General features: G+C 63.1%; 23 protein-coding genes and 1 other annotated feature. Of the genes, 16 read left to right on the top strand and 7 right to left on the bottom strand.

All coding sequences use genetic code 11. The features are described 5' to 3' along the window. Positions 1-19 precede the first annotated feature (19 nt). From MKI86_RS02470 to MKI86_RS02460, 3 genes are all read left to right on the top strand, one after another. Positions 20-349, top strand: coding sequence for a DUF1236 domain-containing protein (locus MKI86_RS02470; RefSeq protein ID WP_241596638.1), 330 nt, complete (start codon positions 20-22; stop codon positions 347-349). Positions 350-522: 173 nt separating this feature from the next. Next, entirely contained in the window at positions 523-1959 is a 1437-nt protein-coding gene (creD, locus tag MKI86_RS02465; RefSeq protein ID WP_241596636.1) for a cell envelope integrity protein CreD, read from the top strand. A gap of 96 nt (positions 1960-2055) precedes the next feature. Then, positions 2056-2111: a sequence feature (sul1 is cis-regulatory element that is thought to sense ions involved in sulfur or methionine metabolism; They are found in Alphaproteobacteria), on the top strand. 70 nt (positions 2112-2181) lie between these two features. Further along, positions 2182-3669 carry a SulP family inorganic anion transporter gene (locus MKI86_RS02460; protein ID WP_241596634.1) on the top strand — a complete coding sequence of 496 codons (1488 nt, stop codon included), beginning with the start codon at positions 2182-2184 and terminating at the stop codon, positions 3667-3669. 57 nt (positions 3670-3726) lie between these two features. Here MKI86_RS02460 and MKI86_RS02455 read toward each other — a convergent pair whose 3' ends face one another. Further along, the gene (locus MKI86_RS02455) at positions 3727-4917 is read right to left on the bottom strand and encodes an aq_1923 C-terminal domain (protein ID WP_241596632.1); all 1191 of its coding nucleotides are present in this window, start codon (positions 4915-4917) and stop codon (positions 3727-3729) included. Between the two features lie 209 nt (positions 4918-5126). Here MKI86_RS02455 and parC point away from each other — a divergent pair, with 209 nt between their 5' ends. Beyond that, positions 5127-7379 (top strand): DNA topoisomerase IV subunit A, encoded by a 2253-nt coding sequence (gene parC / locus MKI86_RS02450; protein ID WP_241596630.1) that lies wholly within the window; start codon positions 5127-5129, stop codon positions 7377-7379. Positions 7380-7382: 3 nt separating this feature from the next. Here parC and MKI86_RS02445 read toward each other — a convergent pair whose 3' ends face one another. The 6 genes from MKI86_RS02445 to hemB all read right to left on the bottom strand — a co-directional run bounded on the left by MKI86_RS02445 (position 7383) and on the right by hemB (position 11410). Further along, on the bottom strand, positions 7383-7772 hold the full coding sequence (locus tag MKI86_RS02445; protein ID WP_241596628.1) for a type II toxin-antitoxin system death-on-curing family toxin: 390 nt from the start codon (positions 7770-7772) through the stop codon (positions 7383-7385). Continuing rightward, positions 7769-7990: an AbrB/MazE/SpoVT family DNA-binding domain-containing protein gene (locus MKI86_RS02440; RefSeq protein ID WP_241596625.1), complete on the bottom strand. Its 222-nt coding sequence runs from the start codon at positions 7988-7990 to the stop codon at positions 7769-7771. Before MKI86_RS02440 ends, MKI86_RS02445 begins: the two co-directional genes overlap by 4 nt. A 55-nt stretch (positions 7991-8045) precedes the next feature. After that, entirely contained in the window at positions 8046-8963 is a 918-nt protein-coding gene (locus MKI86_RS02435; protein ID WP_241596622.1) for a DMT family transporter, read from the bottom strand. 18 nt (positions 8964-8981) lie between these two features. Continuing rightward, positions 8982-9746, bottom strand: coding sequence for an arginyltransferase (locus MKI86_RS02430; protein WP_241596619.1), 765 nt, complete (start codon positions 9744-9746; stop codon positions 8982-8984). A 105-nt stretch (positions 9747-9851) separates the two neighbouring features. Next, entirely contained in the window at positions 9852-10316 is a 465-nt protein-coding gene (locus MKI86_RS02425) for an RDD family protein (RefSeq protein WP_241596616.1), read from the bottom strand. Between the two features lie 74 nt (positions 10317-10390). Beyond that, entirely contained in the window at positions 10391-11410 is a 1020-nt protein-coding gene (gene hemB, locus MKI86_RS02420) for a porphobilinogen synthase (RefSeq protein WP_241596613.1), read from the bottom strand. A 126-nt stretch (positions 11411-11536) separates the two neighbouring features. Here hemB and MKI86_RS02415 point away from each other — a divergent pair, with 126 nt between their 5' ends. The 12 genes from MKI86_RS02415 (at position 11537) to MKI86_RS02360 (ending at position 23930) form a co-directional block, all read left to right on the top strand. Beyond that, positions 11537-12007 carry a DUF6163 family protein gene (locus tag MKI86_RS02415; RefSeq protein WP_370879867.1) on the top strand — a complete coding sequence of 157 codons (471 nt, stop codon included), beginning with the start codon at positions 11537-11539 and terminating at the stop codon, positions 12005-12007. A 130-nt stretch (positions 12008-12137) separates the two neighbouring features. Beyond that, positions 12138-12650, top strand: a complete 513-nt coding sequence (ldtR, locus tag MKI86_RS02410; RefSeq protein ID WP_241596608.1) for a transcriptional regulator LdtR — start codon at positions 12138-12140, stop codon at positions 12648-12650. A 276-nt stretch (positions 12651-12926) separates the two neighbouring features. Continuing rightward, positions 12927-14249, top strand: a complete 1323-nt coding sequence (locus tag MKI86_RS02405) for a L,D-transpeptidase family protein (protein WP_241596606.1) — start codon at positions 12927-12929, stop codon at positions 14247-14249. Between the two features lie 190 nt (positions 14250-14439). Then, on the top strand, positions 14440-15738 hold the full coding sequence (gene glyA / locus MKI86_RS02400) for a serine hydroxymethyltransferase (protein WP_241596604.1): 1299 nt from the start codon (positions 14440-14442) through the stop codon (positions 15736-15738). Between the two features lie 66 nt (positions 15739-15804). Then, entirely contained in the window at positions 15805-16284 is a 480-nt protein-coding gene (gene nrdR, locus MKI86_RS02395) for a transcriptional regulator NrdR (protein WP_134649886.1), read from the top strand. Then, the gene (gene ribD / locus MKI86_RS02390) at positions 16285-17385 is read left to right on the top strand and encodes a bifunctional diaminohydroxyphosphoribosylaminopyrimidine deaminase/5-amino-6-(5-phosphoribosylamino)uracil reductase RibD (protein ID WP_241596601.1); all 1101 of its coding nucleotides are present in this window, start codon (positions 16285-16287) and stop codon (positions 17383-17385) included. Continuing rightward, the gene (locus MKI86_RS02385; RefSeq protein WP_241596598.1) at positions 17385-17999 is read left to right on the top strand and encodes a riboflavin synthase; all 615 of its coding nucleotides are present in this window, start codon (positions 17385-17387) and stop codon (positions 17997-17999) included. Before ribD ends, MKI86_RS02385 begins: the two co-directional genes overlap by 1 nt. Positions 18000-18131: 132 nt before the next feature. Continuing rightward, positions 18132-19268, top strand: coding sequence for a GGDEF domain-containing protein (locus MKI86_RS02380; RefSeq protein ID WP_241596595.1), 1137 nt, complete (start codon positions 18132-18134; stop codon positions 19266-19268). A gap of 154 nt (positions 19269-19422) precedes the next feature. Next, positions 19423-19884 carry a 6,7-dimethyl-8-ribityllumazine synthase gene (gene ribH / locus MKI86_RS02375; RefSeq protein WP_134649890.1) on the top strand — a complete coding sequence of 154 codons (462 nt, stop codon included), beginning with the start codon at positions 19423-19425 and terminating at the stop codon, positions 19882-19884. Beyond that, positions 19881-20363 carry a transcription antitermination factor NusB gene (gene nusB / locus MKI86_RS02370; protein WP_241596590.1) on the top strand — a complete coding sequence of 161 codons (483 nt, stop codon included), beginning with the start codon at positions 19881-19883 and terminating at the stop codon, positions 20361-20363. Before ribH ends, nusB begins: the two co-directional genes overlap by 4 nt. A gap of 14 nt (positions 20364-20377) precedes the next feature. Continuing rightward, positions 20378-21604 (top strand): MFS transporter, encoded by a 1227-nt coding sequence (locus tag MKI86_RS02365; RefSeq protein ID WP_241596588.1) that lies wholly within the window; start codon positions 20378-20380, stop codon positions 21602-21604. A gap of 190 nt (positions 21605-21794) precedes the next feature. Continuing rightward, positions 21795-23930, top strand: coding sequence for a sodium-translocating pyrophosphatase (locus tag MKI86_RS02360; protein WP_241596585.1), 2136 nt, complete (start codon positions 21795-21797; stop codon positions 23928-23930). Positions 23931-23997: the final 67 nt, after the last annotated feature.

Below are 23997 nucleotides of genomic sequence, written 5' to 3'. Positions count from 1 at the left end.
TCGACAAAGGAGAACGAACATGACCAGCAAGCTCATTCTCGCCGGCGCGGCTGCCTTTCTCTCGCTGTCCGCATCGGCCTATGCCCAGGATACGGTCATCATCCAGCAGACCGATCCGGTCATGACCGAATCGACGGTCGTGGTCCCCGGCGGTGTGCGCACCTACGTCCTGGAACAGCAGGTGCCGTCCGTGACCTATGAAGGCGATGTCCTGGAAGGGCGCGTGATTCCCGAGGCCGTGGAAATCTATCCCGTGGATGGCTACACCGATTACGGCTATACGGTGGTCAACGAGCGCCGCGTGATCGTCGATCCGCAGACCCGCACCGTGGTCCAAGTCCTCGAATAGGCTCATACCCATTGGAAACCCGGCCCAAGCGCCGGGTTTCCGCCTTCTGTGGCAGCAGCGCGACAATGCCGCGAATTCGCCGTCAGTCGATCCCAATTCCGCGAACAATCGGTCGAAATGCACCCCTAGCGTGAGCGCGCCTATAATGGCGAACAACGACTGGAGGGACTTCCATGACCGAACCGCATTCCGACGACCCCGCTTCCGCACCACCCCGGCCGCTGCCCTATCCGGAGCCGCGCGGCAATCTTGCCGCCTTCCTGCGCTCGCCCGGCGTCAAGTTCATCATGATCGGCGTCATCTCGGTGGCGCTTCTCGTGCCGTTGCTCCTCGTCTGGGGCCTCACCGAAGAACGCGCCGAACGCGCGAGGGAGGTCTCCAATCGCATTTCCCATGGCTGGGGCGGGGATCAGGCGGTCAACGGCCCCTATATCGCCGTGCCGTTCGAAGTCATGCGCAGCCGGGAGTTGGACGGCCGCACCCTGATTGAAAAGGTCACGGAATGGGCGCTCGTCATGCCCGAGATGCTGGATGTGACGGCTGACCTCAAGACGGAGGAACGCCGCCTGTCGATCTACACGCTGCCAGTCTATAACGGCGCCCTCACGCTCAAGGGTCGCTTCGGCGCCGGCATCGTGCAGGATCTCGCCAGGTTCGACGGCACGCCGGATTTCAACCGTGCCATCCTCGTGCTCAACATCAACGACATCACCGGTATCCGCTCGGATGCGGGCGTGAAGATCGACAACGGCCCGGTCCTTCCGTTCGATCCCGGCATGCGGCAGATTTCCGCCATGGGCGTGGCCGGCACGATGGACTACGGCAGGTCGCAGTCGAATGCCGGCGTCCACCGCCCGATCGACCGGGCACTCATCGAGAAGGGCTTTACCTTCGACATGGCCTTGTCGCTGAACGGCTCGCGAAGCTTTGCCGTGGCGCCTGCCGGCCAGACGACCAGCTTCCAGGCGAAGGCGAACTGGCCGCATCCCGGTTTCGAGGGTCTTTTCCTGCCGGAGCAGAAAACCATCACCGCCAAGGACTTCACCGCGACGTGGACGATCCCCTATCTCGCCCGCGGCATCGACAAGGCCGTGTCGGGATCCATGCTCCCCTTGTCGGAGAGCATGATGAGCATCAACCTCGTGGAGCCCGTGCAGTTCTACCAGGTCGTCTCGCGCACGCTGAAATATTCCATCGGCTTCATCTCGCTCGTCTTCCTCGCCGTCTTCGTCGTGGAGCTGAAAGGCGGGCGCATGGTGCACTGGATCCAGTACGTGCTGACGGGTCTGGCGCTCATCGTCTTTTACGTGCTGTTGCTGGCACTGGCCGAGCATACCGGCTTCACGCTCGCCTATGGCATCGCCGCCATCGCGACGACGCTCCTCATCTCCGCCTATCTCGGCAGCGCGACGGCGAGCCGTAGAAACGGCCTGGCTCTGTGTGCTGTCCTGCTGGCGGCCTACGGCATCATGTATCTTGTGCTTCGCGAGGATGAATATGCCCTGCTTGCCGGAGCGCTCATCTCCTTCATCGCGATTGCCGCGACTATGTATGCGACGCGCAAGGTTGATTGGTCCGGCACCGCGGTGCGCCCGGCGCAGGCAGAATAGATCACAGTGGCGGCTCGGTGCAGACCCACCGGGCCGCCATTCTTTCTGTGCACGGTTGCCTCGCCACACCATGCGCTTTATAGCGGTGTCATTCACCCCGGACCCGGTGAAAACCCGGGTGGCTCTTCTGGCCGCCGATCCGCCAGACAACGCAAAAGCATCAAACCAGCTCACATGCCGGACGCCGTCCGGTCTGGATGCACTACTCTTGCGGAATTCTCCATGTTCAATCTGACGACCTACAAGCGTGAATGGTTTTCGAACATTCGCGCCGATATTCTTTCCGGAATCGTTGTCGCGCTTGCTCTGATCCCCGAAGCCATCGGCTTCTCCGTCATCGCCGGTGTGGATCCGAAAGTCGGGCTCTTTGCCTCCTTCGCCATCGCCTGCGTTTCCGCCGTTCTCGGCGGCCGGCCGGGCATGATCTCGGCCGCGACGGCTGCCACGGCCGTCCTCATGGTCACGCTCGTCAAGGAGCACGGCCTGGAATACCTGTTCGCGGCCACCCTCCTGATGGGCCTCATCCAGATCGGCGCAGGTCTGCTCAAGCTCGGCCGTGTGATGCGCTTCGTTTCGCGGTCGGTGATTACGGGCTTCGTCAACGCGCTCGCGATCCTGATCTTCATGGCCCAGCTGCCGGAACTCATCGGCGTTCCCGGCCTGACCTACGCGATGATCGCTGCAGGGCTCGCGATCATCTACCTGTTTCCCTATGTCACGAAGGCCATACCTTCGCCGCTCGTGGCCATACTCGCACTCACCGGCGTGGCGTGGTGGAGCGGCATGGATATTCGAACCGTCGGCGACCTCGGCGAACTGCCTTCGGCCTTTCCGGTTTTCGCTCTGCCGCACGTGCCGCTGACCTTCGAAACCCTTCAGATCATTTTCCCTTATTCCATCGCGCTTGCGGCGGTCGGTCTGCTGGAATCGTTGCTGACCGCCCAGATCGTCGATGACATGACGGATACCAGAAGCTCCAAGAGCCAGGAATGCATCGGGCAGGGGGCCAGCAACATCGCCTCCGGTCTGATTGGCGGCATGGGCGGCTGCGCGATGATCGGCCAGTCGGTGATCAACGTCACTTCTGGCGGACGCGGTCGCCTCTCGACCTTCGTGGCAGGGGCTTTCCTGCTGTTCCTGATCCTCGTGCTGGACGATCTCGTGCGGATCATCCCGATGGCCGCGCTCGTCGCCGTCATGATCATGGTGTCCGTCGGCACCTTCTCATGGCGTTCGATCCTGGATATCCGCCGCAATCCGCTGTCGTCGTCCGTCGTGATGCTGGCCACGGTGGCGACTGTCGTCGGGACCCACGATCTGGCCAAGGGCGTGCTCGTCGGCGTCCTGTTGTCCGGTGTGTTCTTCGCCGGAAAGGTGGCCAGGCTTTTCCGCGTCCGCGCGGAGCTGAACGAGGACGGTACGGAGCGGACCTACCGTGTCGAGGGCCAGATCTTCTTCGCCTCGGCGGAAAGCTTCACGACGGCCTTCGATTTTGCCGAGCCGGTCGCCAGGATCACGATCGATGTCTCGCAGGCGCATCTGTGGGATATCACCGCAGTCGATGCGCTCGATAAGGTGGTCCTGAAATACCGCAGGCAGGGCGTCGATGTTGCCGTCATCGGCGTCAACGAAGCGAGCGCGCATATGCTCGACCGCTTTGCGCTGCACGATAAGGACCACGCCGCGTTTTCCGCGACGGCCGGCCACTGAAAAAGGAAAGGCCCGAAGCGATGCTTCGGGCCTTTCCTTCAAGACGAAAGCCGAGTCTTAGTCGTTGGCGGTGACGGTGACGCCGAGGACCTGCGGAATGGTCTGCGGCGCACCCATGGCGGCGCCCATGATCATCGGGAACGGTACCGGTTCCTTCGGCTCGGCGCTGATCTTGATGCTCTTCGGGTCGTCCAGATAGGTGTTTACGGCCGCCGAGATCTGGTTCTGCAGGTCGGGCATGTTGAGCTGCGCGATCATGATCGGAACCAGGCCCTTCAGCGACTGTGCCATCTGGTCGCCCGTGACACCCTGTTCGCTGCCGGCGTAGTCGAGCAGCTTCTTGGTGATGGAGGCGTCTTCGAAGGAGATGGTGGCGCTGTTGAAGGTCAGCTGCTGGACGAGGCCCATCATGGCCATGCCCATGGCGGCGTTGGCTTCTTCCTTGTTCGGATTGGCCTCGGCGGTCTTGATTGCTTCCTGCATGTTCTTGATGAAGTCGAGCGTGTAGCCCGAGAAGGCGAGCTGCAGGTTCAGGCGGCCGATATCCTTGAAGTCGAAGGCATATTCGTCCACGGCGAGCTTGCCGCTGGCCAGTTCCCAGTTGCCGGCCATCGAGACTTCGCCTTCGAGCGACTGGATGCCGAGCTTGTTGAGCGTGTCCTTGGCCTTGGGGTCTTCGACGGTCGTCAGGTCAGCCTTGAGGTCGGAGAACTTGGCGTCGAACTCCAGGCCTGCATCGTTGTCCATGCGGGTGATGTTTGTCTCCATGCCGGACATGGAGAAGACTTCCTTGCCCTTGGAGGTGACGCTGATCGGGCCGGCGGTGGCGGATTCGTACATCAGCAGCGATTCCAGCGTGCCGGGAACGATCTTGCCGGGTACCGCGACGCCGTTGAGGGCGAGATCCTTCGCAGAGACGGTCGATTCGGCTTCGGTGACGTTGACGTCTTCGAAACCGATGGTCTCGATCGTGTAACCGCCGTCGCCGTCTTCCTCGACGCCTTCCATGGTAACGGTGCCAAGCTTGATCGGGGTTTCGGTGCCCGTGGCCTTCAGTTCAGTGCCTTCCAGCGTCACGGTGGAGCCGTCGACGGCAACATTCGAGTAACCGACCGAAACGCCGCTCGTGGCATAGGTGGCGTTCAGCTTGGTCATCAGGTCCGCGCCATCCAGCGCGAAAGCGGGGCTTGCCAGGGTGGCGAACGCGGCGCCTGCAAGAAGGCTGCGGAAGTGGGAGGTGCGCATCATTGATTGGCTCTCTTTCTGGTTTTCTGAACGGCTGCCTTGCCGTACCGCCTCTAGACGAGCGGCGGGGCGACTATATTCGGCTGTTTGCAACTTTCCATGTATTTCTTGCCCCCGGGACCGATTTCGCCAACAGCCTTTACAAAGCGCTATCCACAGGCGGATCGCCCGGATTCCTTGCCGCGAATCGGTATGAAGGCTAGTCAAGACCCATGGGACAAAACACTTTGCCGCCCGATGGCGGAGACGACCACATTCAGCCTATCGACCTCAAGGCGGCGCTGGAAGAGCGCTACCTGGCCTATGCCCTTTCGACCATCACGCAGCGCGCGCTGCCGGATGTTCGCGACGGTCTCAAGCCGGTTCATCGCCGTATCATCCATGCCATGAGCGAGATGGGCCTCAGGTCCAATTCCTCCTTCAAGAAATGCGCGCGTATCGTCGGCGACGTCATCGGTAAGTTCCACCCGCACGGCGACCAGTCGGTCTACGATGCGCTCGTGCGTCTCGCGCAGGACTTCTCGCAGCGCTATCCGATCGTCGACGGGCAGGGCAACTTCGGCAATATCGATGGCGACAATGCGGCCGCCTATCGATACACCGAAGCGCGCATGACCGAGGTCGCGACGCTGCTGCTCGAGGGCATCGATCAGGATGCCGTCGATTTTCGCAAGACCTACAACGAGGAAGACGACGAACCTGTTGTCCTGCCGGGCGCGTTCCCGAATCTGCTGGCGAACGGTTCGTCCGGCATCGCGGTCGGCATGGCGACGTCCATTCCCTCGCACAACGTGCACGAACTGTGCGACGCCGCGCTGCACCTCATCCGCAACCGTGACGCCGATGTCGAGAAGCTGGTCGAATTCGTCCAGGGGCCCGATCTGCCGACAGGCGGCATCATCATCGACAGCCGCGAGAGCATCATCGAGGCCTACAAGACCGGCCGCGGCGGTTTCCGCGTGCGTTCGAAGTGGGAGACCGAGGATCTGGGCCGCGGCGGCTACCAGATCGTCGTCACCGAAATTCCCTATCAGGTGCAGAAGTCGCGCCTGATCGAGAAGATCGCCGAACTGCTGATCGCCCGCAAGCTGCCGCTTCTGGAAGACATCCGCGACGAATCGGCGGAAGACGTGCGTATCGTGCTGGTGCCCAAGAGCCGCACCGTCGATCCGACGATCCTGATGGAATCGCTCTTCAAGCTGTCCGAGCTGGAAAACCGCATTCCCCTCAACATGAACGTGCTGTCGATGGGGCGCGTGCCGAAGGTCATGGGCCTGAAGGACGTTCTCGTCGAATGGCTCGACCATCGCCGCGACGTGCTCCAGCGCCGTTCGCGCCACCGCCTGGCTGCCATCGATCGCCGGCTGGAAATCCTCGGCGGCTACCTGATCGCCTATCTCAACCTCGACGAGGTGATCCGCATCATCCGTGAGGAGGACGAGCCGAAGGTCTCCCTCATGGAGACGTTCTCGCTGACGGACGTCCAGGCGGAAGCGATCCTCAACATGCGCCTGCGCTCGCTGCGCAAGCTCGAGGAGTTCGAGATCCGCACCGAGTTCGACAATCTGTCGAAGGAGAAGGCGGAGATCGAGGCGCTGCTCGCCTCCGACGAGAAGCAGTGGCAGACCGTTGCCTGGGAGATCGGCGAGGTCCGCAAGAAGTTCGCCAAGGCGACCGAACTCGGCCGCCGTCGCACGCAGTTCGCCAGCGCCCCCGCCGCCGACATCGAGGCCATCCAGCAGGCCATGATCGAGAAGGAGCCGGTTACGGTCGTCATCTCTGAAAAGGGCTGGGTGCGCGCGCTGAAGGGGCATATCGCCGATACGTCCGGTCTTCAGTTCAAGGAAGGCGATGCGCTGAAGGTTGCCTTCCCGGCGCAGACCACGGACAAGGTTCTGATCGTGACGACGGGCGGCAAGGTCTTCACGCTCGGCGCCGACAAGCTGCCAGGCGGTCGTGGCCATGGCGAGCCGTTGCGCATCATGGTCGACATGGAAAACGATCAGGACGTGCTGACGGCCTTCGTGCACGATCCCGCGCGCAAGGTCATCGTCGCCTCGCAGGCCGGCAACGGCTTCGTCGTTTCGGAAACCGAGATGGTCGCCAATACCCGCAAGGGCAAGCAGGTGATGAATGTCGGCATGCCTGACGAGGCCAAGCTCGTCGTGCCGGTGCGCGGCGATCATGTGGCCGTCGTCGGCGAAAACCGCAAGATGCTGGTCTTCCCGCTGTCGCAGCTGCCCGAGATGTCGCGCGGCAAGGGCGTGCGCCTGCAGCGCTACAAGGACGGCGGCGTCTCCGACATCCGTTGCTTTGCGCTGGAGGAGGGCCTGTCCTGGGACGACAGCGCAGGCCGCAACTTCGTGCGCAACAAGGACGAGCTGGCCGAATGGCTGGCCGACCGCGCCACTGCGGGCCGCACCGTGCCGAAGGGGTTCCCCCGCAGCGGCAAGTTCAGCGGCTGATCATCAGGGATAGGGGACGCTGACATCACGCAAGAACCGCGTCGCGCCCTCTTCATCGATCTCACCCGCCGCGACGGCGAGAACGAAGGTGATGACATCGGCTTGGGAGGCCTCGACCAGAAAGCCGTTCAGCAGCAGGAAGGTGAACGCGGCAAGGAACCCCGTGCGCTTGTTGCCGTCGGAAAACGGGTGGTTGCGGACGAGGCCATAGAGATACGCTGCAGCCAGTTCAAAGATGTCAGGCTGGCCATAAGCGGCCTTGTTGAGCGGGCGGGCGAGCGCGGCCTCCAGGGCATTGTCGTCCTTAAGGCCGGGCAATCCGCCATGCTCGCGCAATTGCTCTTCGTGCATGATCTCGACGGCCTGGCGAGAAAGCCATTTGATCGTGCTCATTTGGCAAGTTCGCGCAACGCAACACGGTATTTCTCCATGCCCATACGCGCCGCCTTGAGCTGCTCCGCTAGGTCTGCGTTCTGCGCGGCGAGTCTGATTTCACCGTCTTCTTCGCGCAGAACGATCTCATCTCCCGCCTTGACGCCCATGCGGTCGAGGACGTCCTTGGGTATGATGATGCCTTCCGAATTGCCGATCTTGCGGATGGTGATGTTCATGGCTCTGGCTCCGTTATAACCGAGTTATAACATGGGCGGCGGCCAGTCTCAAGGATCAGTGCGTCAGGGGGAGTTCAGCGACCGCGGCACTTGCCCGCGCTGCACGGGATTTCGAGCGCATCTGCCACAGCGAATGGCCGAGCAGGGCGAGGATGAGCACTGCGCCCCCGACCAGCGTCTGTGTCGTCGGCGTTTCGGAGAAGGCGATCCAGACCCAAACCGGCGCAAGCACCGTTTCCACCAGATAGAACATGCCGACTTCCGGTGCCGACAGATAACGCGGGCCCGTGGCGAGACACCAGAAGGCCAGCGGCAGCAGGACGAGGCCGTTGAGAAGGATATAGTACGGCTCGGCAACGGTCAGGCCGCCGGGCGGCAGGAAAAACAGCCCGAGAATCCCCGGTAGCAGCGTGGCGACCAGCGGAACGAAGCCCATTTCCGCGCCGCTTTTCCGGCTGAGCGTCAGCGATGCCGCAAGCAGCATGGCGGAGCAGGCGGCCATCACATCGCCGAAGACGTTGCCGCTCGAAAGTCCGTCATGCACGATCAGGAGAACGCCGCCGACCATGGCGGCCATGGTGATGAGCGTGGCATTGGACGGACGTTCACCGAGGAAGATCCAAGATAGGATCGCCGCGAACATCGAGGTAAAGGCGAGGATGAAGACGACATTGGCGGTCGTGGTGTTGAACACCGCCAGCATGAAGGTCAGGCCGTTGATGCCGTAGAGCAGAGCGATCAAAAGGCCGACTCGGCCGGGCACCAGCACCGTCCTGCGCCGCATCACGAAATTCAGGCCCGCCCACAGGACGAGCGCCATCACGAAGACGGCAACATTCCTCACGACGACCATCGACCAGAATTCGCCATGGGCAGCACGAATCAGCGGAATATCGAAGGAAAGCGCGAGACCGCCGAGGGCGGTTATCAGAAGACCCTTGCGGTGAAGGGCGGGATCATTCGTCTTGGACAAGGCGGGACCGAATATCGATTACGAGGCAGCACTATCTCCATCATAGCGCTCCCATCCGCGCGGCATCAGGTGCTCCTGCGGCAAAAACTTTGTTTTATAATCCATTTTGCGCGATCCCTTCACCCAGTAGCCGAGATAGACGTGCGGCAGGCCGAGCGCCTTGGCACGCCTGATATGGTCGAGGATCATGAAGGTGCCGAGCGAACGCTCGGCCCGCTCGGTATCATAGAAGGAATAGACCATCGAAAGGCCATCGCCCATGCGGTCGGTGAGCGCCACGGCCAGCAGCTCGCCTTGCGGACGCTCCTTGAGGCCCGCGCCTTCCTCGCGCAGGCGGTATTCGATGACGCGGGTGTTGACGTGGGTGTCCTCCACCATCATCGCGTAGTCGAGCACGGACATGTCGGACATGCCGCCCTTCTGGTGGCGGGCATCCAGATAGTCGCGGAACAGCGAATACTGCTCGCTGGAGGGCTCGGCGGGGTAATCGCGCGAGACGAGATCGGCATTGGCCGCCAGCACACGCCGCATGGTGCGGCGCGGCTCGAACTCGTTGACGAGGATGCGAACGGAAATGCAGGCGCGGCACGTTTCGCAGGCCGGGCGATAGGCGATGTTCTGCGATCGGCGGAAGCCGCCCTGGGTCAGCAGATCGTTCAGCTCCGGCGCGCGCTCGCCCACCAGATGGGTAAACACCTTCCTCTCCATCTCCTGCGGCAGATAGGGGCAAGCCGCCGGCGCGGTGAGATAGAACTGCGGAGAGGATGTTGCGTGCGTGTTCATCGGCCGTAAGGCGTACCCGTCGCTCTGTGACACTTCTATGCCAATACCATGGCCTAGTTCAGGAAAAGGTCAACTGGCGGATTTCGCCAGCGCGTTTTCGTCCCCTCAATAACGATCGCGGCGAACGACCACGGTACCGAGCAGAAGGTCGTGCAGCAGGCGGCCGCGATCGGTGAAGAGGCCGACAAGCACGATGAAGGGCGTCAGCACCACGTTGCCGATCCAGAACAGAACGAGATGGACGACGGCCGTCAGGAAATCGATCGGGCGACCATCGGTTCGCGCCAGCATGAGGCCCATCGCGTTCATGCCCGCACTCGCCTGGCTCGGGCCGCCCATCGTGAAGCCGAAATAGAGCAGCGCAACGATGGTGAACAGCGCAGGATACAGGAAGAAGCCGAGGCCGAGCGTCAGGATGCCGAGGAAGAAGACGACCACGGCAGCGGGCACCCAGAGCAGCGCGATGATCGCGTAGTCGATCAGAAAAGCGAAGACACGCCGTGACAGCACGCCGCGATAGGCCTGCCAGTCCGTCGTCGGAACCCGCGTTTCGTTGAAATCAGCGCTCATCTGCTTGTCTCCCGAATGGAACATGATCCAGATATGGGAATTTTCCTGCGGAAAACAACGGCGGCCGTTACGCGTTATGACCCCTTCTTCGCGAGGTGCCGTGCAACATCCATGGCGAAATAGCTGAGGATGCCGTCGCAGCCGGCGCGCTTGAAGGCGAGCAGGGTTTCCAGCATCACGCGCTCGCCGTCGATCCAGCCGTTCAGCGCGGCGGCCTTGATCTGGCTGTATTCGCCCGAGACCTGATAGGCGAAGACGGGCAGCCCGAAGGCTTCCTTTATGCGCCAACAGATATCGAGATAGGGCAGGCCGGGCTTGACCATGAGCGTATCGGCGCCTTCCTCGACATCGAGCGCGGCATCGCGGAGCGCCTCGGTACCGTTGGCCGGGTCGATGTAATAGGTCTTCTTGTCGCCCTTCAGCAGGCCGCCGGTGCCGATTGCGTCTCGATACGGGCCGTAGAAGGCGGAGGCGAACTTGGTGGCATAGGCCATGATGCCGACATTCTGGTGCCCGGCCTCGTCCAGCGCCCGGCGGATCACGCCGATGCGGCCGTCCATCATTTCGGACGGCGCGATGATGTCGGAGCCGGCATCGGCCTGAATGACCGCCGCCTTGGCAACCAGCTCGACCGTCTCGTCGTTGACGATGACATCGCCGCGCAGCACGCCGTCATGCCCGTGATTGGTGAAGGGATCGAGCGCGACGTCGGTGATGACGCCGATATTGGGCACGGCCTGCTTGATGGCGCGGGTCGCCTCGTTGATGAGGTTGTTGGCGGCAAGACAGTGCGAGCCGGTTTCGTCGCGCAGCGACATGTCGATATTGGGGAAGGTGGCGATGGCCGGAATGCCGAGATCGGCCGCTTCCTTCGCCGCTTCGACCAGCTTGTCGACGCTCAGGCGATTGACGCCCGGCATGGCGGCGACGGGATCGACTACATTCGTGCCCGGCACGACAAAGGCGGGCCAGATGAGATCGTCGACCGTCAGACGGTTTTCCTGCACCAGCCGTCTCGTCCAGTCGGCCTTCCGGTTGCGCCGCATACGGCGGTGCCCGGTGATCTCGTCGACGATGTTTCTGTTGCCGGTCATGGTGCCGCTTTCTTGCTGGATGTGTTTTTCGCTCCTTATCATGCCAGCCCCGTCAATCAAATCGCGAGCGCTCGGGAGGGCTGCGGCATATGGCCGTGCGCCGCGCAAAATGCCGGGGCGCTCTTTATGCGGACAAACCTTGCCCTTACTGTCCGCTGCATGCTCGCTGATTCTGCCAAGGGCCTGAGGCCAAGCCTGACCGAAACGCTGTTCGTGCTGTTCCTGCGGCTCGTGGCGGTGACGTCTCTTTGGTTTGCGCTCCAGTACTGGGCCATGCTGACCGGCTTCTCTCTCGGTGGGGCAGGGCGGTTCGATCTCCTGCCGTCGGCATGGAAAGCGGCTGCCACCGCGCTGGCCGTGCTGTTTCCCGTCGCCGCTGTCGGCCTGTGGCTTCTCGTGTCCTGGGGACCGGTGATCTGGCTCATCGCGGCAGCCACCGAGATTGCCATGCACGAGGTGTTTCCATCGGTCTTTGGCATCAACCGGCTGCTGGTCTTTGCGCATGTCGCGGTGGCCGCGACCTTCCTGCTTTTCAATGCTGTGCTCTTCATCCAGCGCCGCCGTCAGGCCCGCACGGTAAGAACTGATTCACCGTGAGACAGCATTGCCTTCTGGTAAGGCGCTGTTAAGGCTGCGGTTTAAGTAGAATTTTAGATGCATTCGTTAGGTTCTCACTCAAGGCGGGAAAACAAACCACACCGCCAAACAAAACAGTGAGGCAGTAACAATGAACACCAAGATGAAGCCGCAGCAGGCCCCGGTCGTCGATCAGCAGGAAGATGCGATCCGCAACCTCTATCTGGAATCCCTCCACCTCGTCGAGCGTCTGCACCGCCGCCTGCTCGATGTGATCAAGGACGAGTTCGACCGTGCCGGTCGTTCGGATGTCAACGCCATCCAGGCGCTGCTCCTCTTCAACATCGGCAATTCGGAACTGACCGCCGGCGAGCTGCGCTCGCGCGGTTACTATCTCGGCTCGAACGTTTCCTACAACGTCAAGAAGCTGGTCGATCTCGGCTTCATCAACCACCAGCGCTCGCGCATCGACCGTCGCTCGGTCCGCATCAGCCTGACGGAAAGCGGCCAGGAAATCGCTGAAACCGTCGCCAAGCTCTACGAGCGCCATATCGGCTCGATCCAGAAGGTCGGCGGCATCGGCGAAGGCGAGTTCAACCAGATGAACAAGCTGCTCCAGCGTCTCGACCGCTTCTGGAACGACTCGATCCTGTACCGCCTGTAAGAGCTCCAGCGTTTCGACCTCCTCCTCAAAAGCCGGCCGCGTTCCCTGCGCGTCCGGCTTTTCACGTTTTCGTGCAAGGCTCCGCGCGACCCTCCCAGACACGAATTGGCCATATTGCTATGACACCCGGACGCTGGGCTTAAGGTATGCGCGGGCGGCACGGCCGGTTTGCGTTTGTTAACCCTGTTCGTGATAGCTGCATCGGGTATGAACCGCGGTTCACGTGCCCCGGCGCGCCCGCCGCTTTGAACGGCGTCTCAGGAGATGGTAGGATAGATGTCTCGCAAAACCGAAACTGATGTGTTCTCGCGCCGCGCATTTCTGCGCTCCGCCGCAACCTTCGGCGCCGCCGCCGTTGCCGGCCCGGCTCTGGCACAGACGGCACTTGACGACGTCCTGAACGCACCCCGCCGTGGCAACTGGGACGACCAGTTCGATGCGCAGGCCTCGCGTGCATCCGCAGCCGTCCAGTCCAACAATCCTATCCTGGGCTCCGGTTCGGTTCCCAACATCCAGCAGGCGATTTCCGATTACCAGCAGATCGTGTCGAACGGCGGCTGGCCGCAGGTCAATTCGTCCCAGAAGCTGCAGATCGGCGTCGTCGATTCCGGCGTGCAGTCGCTTCGCCAGCGCCTGATCATCTCGGGCGACCTGCCGCGTGCAGCCGGTATTTCGGATTCCTTCGATTCCTACGTCGACGGTGCCGTCAAGCGTTTCCAGGCCCGTCACGGCCTGCCGCAGGACGGCGTGCTCGGCGAGTACACGCTGAAGGCCATGAACGTGCCTGCCACGACGCGCCTCAGCCAGCTGAACACCAACCTCGTTCGCCTCCAGACGATGTCCGGCGATCTCGGCCAGCGTTACGTGATGGTGAACATCCCGGCCGCCTATATCGAAGCGGTGGAATCCGGTCGCGTGGCGTCGCGCCACGTCGCCGTCGTCGGCCGCATGAGCCGTCCGACTCACATCATCAATTCCAAGATCTACGAGGTCATCCTCAACCCGTACTGGACGGCGCCCCGCTCGATCATCGAGAAGGACATCGTGCCGCTGATGCGTCAGGACCCGACCTATCTGGCGCGCAACAACATCCGCCTCATCGACGGCAAGGGCCAGGAAGTGGCGCCGGAAACCGTGGACTGGAATGCCGCGAAGGCGCCGAACCTGATGTTCCGTCAGGACCCGGGCAAGATCAACGCCATGTCCTCGACGAAGATCAACTTCCACAATCCGAACAATGAATACATGCACGACACCCCCCAGCAGGGCCTGTTCAACAAGCTGATGCGCTTCGAATCCTCCGGTTGCGTGCGCGTGCAGAACGTGCGCGACCTGACGACCTGGCTGCTGCGCGACACGCCCGGCTGGTCGCGCGAGAAGATCGAGCAGGTCATCAATTCCCGCGTCAGCTCGCCGATCCGGCTGGCGACCGAGGTTCCGGTCTACTTCGTCTACATCTCGGCGTGGTCGGCCCGCGACCGCGTCGTGCAGTTCCGCGACGACATCTACCAGATGGACGGCGCCACCGAACTGGCACTCCAGACCGGCTACAACCAGGAAGGCGGCGAGTCCGTCGAGAGTAATCTCCTGCCGCAATAAGGCAATCGGCCCAAAACCGCCAAAAGCCCCGCATCCCAAGGGATCGCGGGGCTTTTGCGTTCGAAGTGTTCGCGCGCTGTCGTTTTTATTGCAGAAGATGCGTTGAAATGGCGCAAACCGTGGAGCGGATATTGCCCTTGCCATGCGAGGACGATAAACACCGTGCCACCACCCTTAAGGAGCCTCGAGGATGAGCCAGACTTCTGCCACCGACGTTTTCTTCACGCGTAACCTTGCCGATACGGATCCGGATATTTTCGGCGCGATCCAGAAGGAACTCGGTCGCCAGCGTCATGAGATCGAGCTGATCGCCTCCGAGAACATCGTGTCGCGCGCCGTGCTCGAAGCCCAGGGCTCGATCATGACGAACAAGTATGCCGAAGGCTATCCGGGCAAGCGCTATTACGGCGGCTGCCAGTTCGTCGATATCGCGGAAGAGCTCGCCATCGATCGCGCCAAGAAGCTGTTTGGCGTCAACTTCGCCAACGTCCAGCCGAATTCCGGTTCGCAGATGAACCAGGCCGTCTTCCTCGCGCTGCTCCAGCCGGGCGACACCTTCATGGGTCTCGACCTGAACTCGGGGGGGCACCTGACGCACGGTTCGCCGGTCAACATGTCCGGCAAGTGGTTCAACGTCGTTTCCTACGGCGTGCGCGAAGGCGACAACCTGCTCGACATGGACGACGTTGCCGAGAAGGCGCGCAAGAACAAGCCGAAGCTCATCATCGCCGGCGGCACCGCGTATTCCCGCATCTGGGACTGGAAGCGCTTCCGCGAGATCGCCGATGAAGTCGGCGCCTACCTCATGGTCGACATGGCCCACATTGCCGGCCTCGTGGCCGGTGGCCAGCATCCGTCGCCGTTCCCGCATTGCCACGTTGCCACGACCACCACGCACAAGTCGCTGCGCGGTCCGCGCGGTGGCGTCGTGCTGACGAACGACGAGGACATCGCCAAGAAGATCAATTCGGCCGTCTTCCCGGGTCTCCAGGGCGGCCCGCTGATGCACATCATCGCCGCCAAGGCCGTTGCCTTCGGCGAGGCGCTGCAGCCGGAATTCCAGGAATACGCGGCGCAGATCGTCAAGAACGCCAAGACGCTTGCCGACACGCTGAAGGCCGGCGGCCTCGACATCGTATCCGGTGGCACCGACAACCACCTGATGCTCGTCGACCTGCGCAAGAAGAACGCGACCGGCAAGCGCGCGGAAGCCGCACTCGGCCGCGCCTACATCACCTGCAACAAGAACGGCATTCCGTTCGACCCCGAAAAGCCGTTCGTCACCTCGGGTGTCCGTCTCGGCACGCCGGCCGGCACGACCCGTGGCTTCAAGGAAGCCGAGTTCAAGGAAATCGGCAACCTGATCGTCGAGGTTCTCGATGGCCTGAAGGTCGCCAATTCGGACGAGGGCAATGCAGCTGTCGAGGGCGCGGTGCGGGAGAAGGTCGTCAAGCTGACCGAGCGCTTCCCCATGTATTCGTACATGTAAGCTGGCCATTTCAGGACAAGGTGTTGCGCGGTTTCCGTCGGGAACCGCGCAAAGCAAGGAGACCTCATGCGCTGCCCCTATTGCGGTTCGGAAGATACGCAGGTGAAGGATTCCCGTCCCGCAGAGGACGGGGCTGCCATTCGCCGCCGGCGCATCTGCCCGGATTGCGGCGGTCGGTTCACCACCTTCGAAAGGGTGCAGCTGCGTGACCTCATGGTGGTCAAGAAGACGGGCCGCAAGGCCCCCTTCGACCGGGACAAGCTTCTGAAATCCTTCGAGATCGCACTTCGCAAGCGGCCCGTCGACCGGGACCGTATCGAGCGCGCGGTCTCGGGCATCGTCCGCCGGCTGGAAAGCTCCGGCGAGACGGAAATCGCGTCTGAGGAAATCGGCCTCCAGGTGCTGGAGGCGCTGAAGGCGCTCGATGACGTGGGCTTCGTGCGTTACGCATCGGTCTATCGCGACTTCTCCCATGTCGATGACTTCGAGAAGATCCTCGCCGAGGTTGCCGCCAAGATCGCCCGTGATCCGGGCGTCGATGGCTAGATGTCCGGCGGCGCGCGCGACGATATCAGGTTCATGGCGGCGGCGCTTCGCCTCAGCCGCCGCAATCTCGGCCTGACGGCCACCAATCCCTCCGTTGCCTGCCTGATCGTCAAGGACGGCGTGGTTCTCGGCTCGGCCGTGACCGCGCCCGGCGGACGGCCGCATGCCGAGACCCAGGCGCTGGCCGAAGCCGGCGCGGCGGCGCGCGGCGCAACCGCCTATGTCACGCTCGAACCCTGCTCCCATCACGGCAAGACGCCGCCCTGCGCCGATGCGCTCATCGCGGCCGGTGTCGCCCGCGTCGTGGTATCCGTCACCGACCCCGATATCCGCGTGGCGGGCAGGGGACTGTCGATGTTGCAGGCGGCCGGCATTGCTGTCGAGACGGGCGTGCTGGAATCCAAAGGCCGCGCCGCGCTCGCTGCCTACCTGACTCGGCAGACGAAGAAGCGGCCCTATGTGACTCTGAAACTTGCGGTTTCCAGCGACGGCATGCTCGGCCGTCTCGGGGCAGGGCAGGTGGCTATCACGGGCCCGGTGTCGCGCGGGCAGGTTCATGTGCTGCGCGCCGAGACGGACGCGATTCTTATCGGTATCGGAACCGCCCTTGCCGACGATCCCGAGCTGACCTGCCGGCTGCAGGGTCTCGAAGTTCGCTCGCCCGTCCGCGTCGTGCTCGACCCACGGCTGGAATTGCCGGTGACGTCGAAGCTCGCGCGCACGGCACGCGACGTGCCGGTGCTACTGGTTACCGGCGATGACGGTGAGCCCGATCCGGCGTTCTCCGCCCGGCGGAAGGCACTTGAGGCCTTCGGCGTCGAGGTCGTGCAGTGTGACCCACGCCGGCTCGACACCCTGCTCGTCGCGCTCGCAACGCGTGGCATATCCTCGCTGCTCGTTGAGGGTGGCGCGCGGACGGCCCAATCCTTCCTCGATGCAGGCCTTGTCGACCGCATCCTGCTGTTTGGTGGTGCGACACCCCTTGGCAGCGATGGGGTTGCATCCCCATGTGTGCCGGGGCGCGTGCCCGCGGGCTTTTCGCTTCGCCACACGGCCCGCTACGGCGCCGATAGTCTGCAAGATTACGAAAGAGACGATTGATGTTTACCGGCATTGTCACGGATATTGGAACGGTGGAGAAGGTCGAGCCGATGAACGAGGGGGTTCGCCTGCGCGTGCGCACGACCTACGACCCGGCGACCATCGACATGGGCGCATCAATTGCCCATTCCGGCACCTGCCTGACCGTCACTGCTTTGCCGGAAGAAGGCTCGAATGCCCGCTGGTTCGAGGTGGAGGCCTGGGAAGAGGCGCTCCGCCTCACCACGATCGGCAGCTGGAGCGCCGGCACGCGCATCAATCTTGAGCGCTCACTGAAGATCGGTGACGAACTGGGCGGCCATATCGTTTCCGGACACGTCGATGGCAAGGCGGAGATCCTGTCCGTCGAGGCCGAGGGTGATGCCACCCGCTTCCGTATCCGTGCGCCCAAGGGGCTCGAGCGTTTCGTCGCGCCAAAAGGGTCCGTTGCGCTCGACGGCACATCGCTGACCGTCAACGCCGTGGACGGTGCGGTCTTCGACGTGCTTCTCATACGGCACACGCTTGAGGTCACGACCTGGGGCGAACGCAAGGTGGGCGATTTCGTCAATTTCGAAGTCGATACCATGGCCCGCTATGCCGCGCGCCTCGCCGAGTTTCCGGCAAAGCCGTGACTCGCGCGTGACACCTGGCGCGAGCGGTGTGGATTGATGCGGGACACCGCAGAAATTTAACAAACCGGGTAAGACTCTGGATACTTCTGCGTCTTTAGGGTGGCGCATTGGACCGCTGGAGAACGCCCCCGCATGACGCCAGACTACAACACCCTGCTCCTTGCGATCGGGCTGTCCGGCTTTTGTCTTTCCGCCACGCTGTTCGCATCGTGGATGTCGGCCCGCCTCGAGCGTTTCCTTTTGTCCTGGGCCGTCGGCATCGGCATCATCGTGATGGCGGTGGGCGTCTACACTTTCTATGTCGAGAATGCGAGCATCGGCATCACCTGCCTCGCCTTCGTGCTCCAGTTCGGCGGTTTCGCCTTTATTTACGGCGCTGCCTACCGCTTCCGCACCAGCCGGCGCGGGCGCTGGCGCATTGCCGCGGTGTTCTCGATATCGTCGGCTGTGAGCATTCCCTGGATTCTGTTCGGACTTGACGGCGTCGCGCTCATCGCGCTGAACCTCGTGATCGCCGCAACGCTTGTCGCGACGGCGCGGGAATACTGGCTTGGCCGCGCGGAGGCGCCCTTGCCGCTGACCGGTATCGTGGCGCTTTACGTGCTGGTGGCGATGTCCTTCCTGCTCTGTGCCGGCGTACTTCTGGAGCAGCGCCAGTGGTCGATCGGTCATGCGCCCGACAACTGGGCCGAAAATCTCAATCTGATCGCGGCGATCCTCGGCATTACCGGCATCGGCGCCATGTCGCTCGCGCTCAACCAGTGGCGCATCGCTGGCGCACACCAGCGTACGGCGATGACCGACGCCCTGACCGGTCTTCTCAACCGCCGTGCGCTTTTCGACCGCTACGGCGACGAGACCGTCTCCGCCCATCGTGCGGCCATCGCCTTCGACCTCGACAGTTTCAAGGCCGTGAACGACCAGTATGGCCATGCTGCCGGGGATGCGGTGTTAAAGTGCTTTGCCGAAGTGCTTGTAGAGGCCTGCGAAAACGCCGCCTGCATCGCGCGCCTCGGCGGCGAGGAGTTCGTCGTGGTGATGGATAGAGCGGTGCCGGATCGAGTGGCGCGTGTGGCCGAACGCATCCGGGCGGATTTCGCCGCGCGGCTGATCCCGACCGGCCGTGGATCGATCAACTGCACCGTCAGCGCCGGGATCGCCTTCGGCAGCGAGGCCGGGCTGACTTTCGACGCTCTGCTGAGCAATGCCGACCGGGCCCTTTACATGTCCAAGCATAACGGTCGCAACCGCGTATCGCTTGCTGCCTGATATCCCCCTGAGCGGTGCTTCGGGAGCGCTGCACTGCCAGTCCGGGCGCCGAAAACGCCGCAGCAGGCGGAAATCGCTTGCCAAGCCTCGTTTGGCATGGTTTGACCGCCGCCTCTGCCCGCCATGCCGGGCCTGCTCCATTTTCAGGTGATTCATGGCCAACACCGATAATCCTCATCTTCTGATCGTCGAAGCCCGCTTCTACGACGACATGGCCGATGCGATGCTCGACGGCGCGAAACATGCGCTCGAGGCCGCCGGCGCCACCTTCGATGTCGTGACCGTCATGGGCGCGCTGGAAATTCCCGCCGCCGTCGCCATGGCGCTTGACGGTATGGACAATGGCGGCACCTGGTATGACGGTTTCGTCGCGCTCGGCATGGTCATCCGTGGCGAGACCTATCATTTTGATATCGTCGCCAACGAGTCCTGCCGCGCGCTGATGGATATCGCCGTCAGTGAGAGCCTGCCGATCGGCAACGGCATCCTGACCGTCGAGAACGACGAGCAGGCTTGGGCACGCGCCCGTCGTTCGGAAGGCGACAAGGGTGGCTTTGCTGCCCGCGCCGCGCTCACCATGATCGAGCTGAAAAAGAAACTGGGCGGCGAACAGTGACCAGCGAAAACAATTCCCACCCGGTCAAGCCAGCCAACCAGCGCGGTGCCGCGCGTCTTGCCGCCGTGCAGGCGCTCTACCAGATGGATGTCGGCGGTACCGGCGTTCTCGAGATCGTCGCCGAATACGAGACGCACAGGCTCGGACAGGAAATCGACGGCGACACCTATCTCAAGGCCGATGCCGGATGGTTCCGCTCCATCGTGTCGGGTGTCGTGCGCGACCAGCGCCAGCTCGATCCGATGATCGGTGCGGCCCTTCAGGACGACTGGGCGCTGTCCCGTCTCGATTCGACCGTGCGCGCCATCCTGCGTGCCGGGACGTTCGAGCTCAAGGAGCGCAAGGACGTGCCGGTCGCGGTCATCGTCACCGAATATGTCGAGATCGCAAAGGCGTTCTTCGAGGAAGACGAACCCAAGCTGGTGAATGCCGTCCTCGACCGCATCGCCAAGCAGGTCCGGGTCGATCAACGCAAGTAAAGCGGTAGGCAGGCATGAGCGCGAATACGGTCGAAGGTCTTGAACGGGAGCTTTCGGCCGCGCGCCGCAACGTGTTCCTGCTGACGCTGGCGCAGGCGCTGCTCGCGTCCGCCGGGCCGATCGTCTTTTCGGTCGGCGGCCTTGCCGGCTACAACCTTCTCGGACAGGACAAGTCGCTCGCGACAGCGCCGCTCACCGGCTTCAATATCGGCGTGGCGCTCGGCGCCGTGCTGGTCGCCATCGCCGCGCGCCTTCTGGGACGCGCGCATGGCTTCATGGTCGGTTCGCTTGTCGGCGCCGGGGGAGGGCTCGTGGCGGCCATCGCGCTGTTCCGCAGCGATTTCTGGCTGTTCGCCCTGGGCTTCCTGCTGGTCGGCATTTCCAGCGGTTTCGCCCAGAAGATCCGCTTTGCCGCCGCCGATGCCTCGCCGTCCTTCTACAAGCCACGCGCCATCTCCTGGATCCTCGCGGGTGGTGTGTTGTCGGCGATGCTCGGTCCGCAGGTGGTGATCCTCACCAGGGACCTGTTCGCGCCGGTAATGTTCGCCGGCGCCTTCGTGGCGCTGGTGCCGCTGTGCGGCGCGGCCATCCTGCTGTTCTTCTTCCTGCGCCTTCCTGATCACAAGGCGGCGGGCGCGGCAAGCGGCGAACCGGCACGGCCGCTCGGCGAGATCGTGCTGACGCAGCGCTTCCTGACCGGCATGATCTGCGGCATCTCCACCTATGCGCTGATGACCTTCATGATGACCGGCGCACCGCTTGCCATGGTCATCGGCTGCGGCTTCTCGCCGGACCTCGCGACGCTTGGCATCCAGTGGCATGTGCTGGCCATGTTCGCGCCGAGCTTCGTGACAGGCATGCTGATCCAGCGCTTCGGCAGCGAGGTTGTCGTGGCCGCCGGCCTCGTCATCCTCATGGCGTGTGCTGGCATCGCCCATATGGGCATCGAGTTGTGGAACTTCTGGGGCGCCCTCATCCTGCTCGGCGTCGGCTGGAACTTCGGCTTCATCGGCTCGACCGCCATCGTCGCCTCGAGTTACCGTCCGCACGAGGCCGACAAGGTGCAGGGCTTCCACGACATCATGCTCTTCGGCACGGTGGCGCTTGCCTCCTTCTCCTCCGGCAAGGTGTTCACCGCCTATGGCTGGCAGGCCATCAACATGATGTTCTGGCCGGTCACCGGTGTCAGCCTCTTCCTCGTCCTGTTCCTCATGCTGCGCAACCGCCACAAGGCGGCCTGATCGTTTCGCATCCGCCCGGCGGGAAAATCCGCTCGCTCTAGGCTTGTGGCTAGATGCGGCGGCTTGACGCGGCCGATTCGCAAACGCACTCTGGCCTCGCGCCGGCACCCGGCTTGTGAGGAGGCAAACCGGGCGCGGGCGCATAGCGCTGCGGGAGAGGACCCGCGGCATCCAAGGAGGAAAGAGCGAAATGACCATATTGCTTGGCGTTATCGCATGCGGGTTGCTTTCGGTGGTCTATGCCATCTGGGCGACACGGTCGGTGCTGGCCGCCGACCAGGGGAATGCCCGCATGCAGGAAATTGCAGGTTATATCCGGGAAGGGGCGCAGGCCTATCTCACCCGGCAGTACAAGACCATTGCCCTGGTCGGTGTTGTCGTCTTCGTCGGCACCTGGCTGCTTCTTTCCGCAACGGCTGCCATCGGGTTCCTGATCGGTGCCGTGCTGTCGGGCGTTGCCGGCTTCATCGGCATGCATGTGTCCGTCCGCGCCAATGTGCGCACGGCACAGGCCGCGTCCGTCAGCCTTTCCTCCGGCCTCGACATCGCCTTCAAGTCCGGCGCGATCACCGGCATGCTGGTGGCGGGCCTCGCTCTTCTCGGTGTGTCGATCTACTACTGGGTCCTCACCGGCGTCCTCGGGCAGGAGCCCGCCTCGCGCGAGGTCATCGATTCGCTCGTGGCGCTCGGCTTCGGCGCATCGCTGATCTCCATCTTCGCCCGTCTCGGCGGCGGCATCTTCACCAAGGGCGCCGACGTGGGCGGTGACCTCGTGGGCAAGGTGGAAGCCGGCATTCCCGAAGACGATCCGCGCAACCCTGCCACCATCGCCGACAATGTGGGCGACAATGTCGGCGATTGCGCCGGCATGGCGGCCGACCTCTTCGAGACCTACGCGGTGACGGTCGTCGCCACCATGGTGCTTGCAGCGATCTTCTTTGCCGGGACACCCGTTCTGGCGTCGGCGATGATCTATCCGCTCGCCATCTGCGGTGCGTGCATCATCACGTCGATCGTCGGCTCGTTCTTCGTCAAGCTCGGCACGAATGGGTCGATCATGGGCGCCCTCTACAAGGGCCTCATCGTGACCGGCCTGCTGTCCATCCTCGGCCTAGCCGCCGCAACCTCGCTGACCGTCGGCTGGGGCGTGATCGGCACGGTGGCCGGCAAGGAGATCACGGGCGCGAACCTGTTCATCTGCGGTCTTCTCGGCCTCGTCGTGACCGCGCTGATCGTCGTGATCACCGAGTACTATACCGGCACCAACAAGCGCCCGGTCAACTCGATTGCCCAGGCATCCGTGACCGGTCACGGCACCAACGTCATCCAGGGCCTGGCGGTCTCGCTGGAATCGACGGCGCTGCCGGCCATCGTCATCGTCGGCGGCATCATCGCCACCTACCAGCTGGGCGGCCTCTTCGGCACGGGCATCGCTGTTACCGGCATGCTCGGCATTGCCGGCATGATCGTGGCGCTCGATGCCTTCGGCCCGGTGACCGACAATGCCGGCGGCATCGCCGAAATGGCGGGCCTCGACCCGGAAGTGCGCAAGTCCACCGACGCGCTGGACGCCGTCGGCAACACGACGAAGGCCGTGACCAAGGGCTATGCGATCGGCTCGGCCGGTCTCGGTGCGCTGGTGCTGTTTGCGGCCTATTCGAACGACCTTGCCTACTTCGCCGCCAATGGCGACAAATATCCGTATTTCGCGGATATCGGCACGATCTCCTTCGACCTCTCCAACCCCTATGTCGTCGCAGGCCTCATCTTCGGCGGTCTCATCCCCTATCTCTTCGGCGGCATCGCGATGACGGCCGTGGGACGGGCGGCGGGCTCCATCGTCGAGGAAGTGCGCCGGCAGTTCCGCGAAAAGCCCGGCATCATGGCGGGAACGGAACGGCCCGACTATGGCCGTGCCGTCGACTTGCTGACCAAGGCGGCGATCCGCGAGATGATCGTGCCGTCGCTGCTGCCGGTGCTGGCACCGCTCGTCGTCTATTTCGGCGTGCTGCTGATCTCGGGCTCCAAGGCATCCGCCTTCGCCGCCCTCGGTGCCTCGCTGCTCGGCGTGATCGTCAACGGCCTGTTCGTCGCCATCTCCATGACGTCGGGCGGCGGTGCCTGGGACAATGCGAAGAAGAGCTTCGAGGACGGTTTCGTCGACAAGGACGGCAACCGGCATATGAAGGGCTCAGAAGCGCACAAGGCCTCCGTCACCGGCGATACCGTGGGCGATCCCTACAAGGACACGGCGGGCCCGGCGGTCAACCCGGCCATCAAGATTACCAATATCGTGGCCCTGCTGCTGCTGGCCGTGCTGGCCTGAGCCAAAGACGCGCACAAACAAAAACCGCGGGGAGCGATCCCCGCGGTTTCCTTTTGTCCTTGCCGTG

The sequence above is a fragment of the Shinella sedimenti genome (genome assembly GCF_022601905.1).
GTDB lineage: Bacteria > Pseudomonadota > Alphaproteobacteria > Rhizobiales > Rhizobiaceae > Shinella > Shinella sedimenti.
The sequence above is the reverse complement of the archived record's forward strand: the minus strand, read 5'-3'. Positions and strand labels throughout refer to the sequence as shown.

Bases quoted from the DNA above. Each gene is read 5' to 3' on its own strand.
- MKI86_RS02470 (WP_241596638.1), top strand. From the start codon at position 20: ATGACCAGCAAGCTCATTCTCGCCGGCGCGGCTGCCTTTCTCTCGCTG.
- creD (WP_241596636.1), top strand. From the start codon at position 523: ATGACCGAACCGCATTCCGACGACCCCGCTTCCGCACCACCCCGGCCG.
- MKI86_RS02460 (WP_241596634.1), top strand. From the start codon at position 2,182: ATGTTCAATCTGACGACCTACAAGCGTGAATGGTTTTCGAACATTCGC.
- MKI86_RS02455 (WP_241596632.1), bottom strand. From the start codon at position 4,917: ATGATGCGCACCTCCCACTTCCGCAGCCTTCTTGCAGGCGCCGCGTTC.
- parC (WP_241596630.1), top strand. From the start codon at position 5,127: ATGGGACAAAACACTTTGCCGCCCGATGGCGGAGACGACCACATTCAG.
- MKI86_RS02445 (WP_241596628.1), bottom strand. From the start codon at position 7,772: ATGAGCACGATCAAATGGCTTTCTCGCCAGGCCGTCGAGATCATGCAC.
- MKI86_RS02440 (WP_241596625.1), bottom strand. From the start codon at position 7,990: ATGAACATCACCATCCGCAAGATCGGCAATTCGGAAGGCATCATCATA.
- MKI86_RS02430 (WP_241596619.1), bottom strand. From the start codon at position 9,746: ATGAACACGCACGCAACATCCTCTCCGCAGTTCTATCTCACCGCGCCG.
- MKI86_RS02425 (WP_241596616.1), bottom strand. From the start codon at position 10,316: ATGAGCGCTGATTTCAACGAAACGCGGGTTCCGACGACGGACTGGCAG.
- hemB (WP_241596613.1), bottom strand. From the start codon at position 11,410: ATGACCGGCAACAGAAACATCGTCGACGAGATCACCGGGCACCGCCGT.
- MKI86_RS02415 (WP_370879867.1), top strand. From the start codon at position 11,537: ATGCGGACAAACCTTGCCCTTACTGTCCGCTGCATGCTCGCTGATTCT.
- ldtR (WP_241596608.1), top strand. From the start codon at position 12,138: ATGAACACCAAGATGAAGCCGCAGCAGGCCCCGGTCGTCGATCAGCAG.
- MKI86_RS02405 (WP_241596606.1), top strand. From the start codon at position 12,927: ATGTCTCGCAAAACCGAAACTGATGTGTTCTCGCGCCGCGCATTTCTG.
- glyA (WP_241596604.1), top strand. From the start codon at position 14,440: ATGAGCCAGACTTCTGCCACCGACGTTTTCTTCACGCGTAACCTTGCC.
- nrdR (WP_134649886.1), top strand. From the start codon at position 15,805: ATGCGCTGCCCCTATTGCGGTTCGGAAGATACGCAGGTGAAGGATTCC.
- ribD (WP_241596601.1), top strand. From the start codon at position 16,285: ATGTCCGGCGGCGCGCGCGACGATATCAGGTTCATGGCGGCGGCGCTT.
- MKI86_RS02385 (WP_241596598.1), top strand. From the start codon at position 17,385: ATGTTTACCGGCATTGTCACGGATATTGGAACGGTGGAGAAGGTCGAG.
- MKI86_RS02380 (WP_241596595.1), top strand. From the start codon at position 18,132: ATGACGCCAGACTACAACACCCTGCTCCTTGCGATCGGGCTGTCCGGC.
- ribH (WP_134649890.1), top strand. From the start codon at position 19,423: ATGGCCAACACCGATAATCCTCATCTTCTGATCGTCGAAGCCCGCTTC.
- MKI86_RS02365 (WP_241596588.1), top strand. From the start codon at position 20,378: ATGAGCGCGAATACGGTCGAAGGTCTTGAACGGGAGCTTTCGGCCGCG.
- MKI86_RS02360 (WP_241596585.1), top strand. From the start codon at position 21,795: ATGACCATATTGCTTGGCGTTATCGCATGCGGGTTGCTTTCGGTGGTC.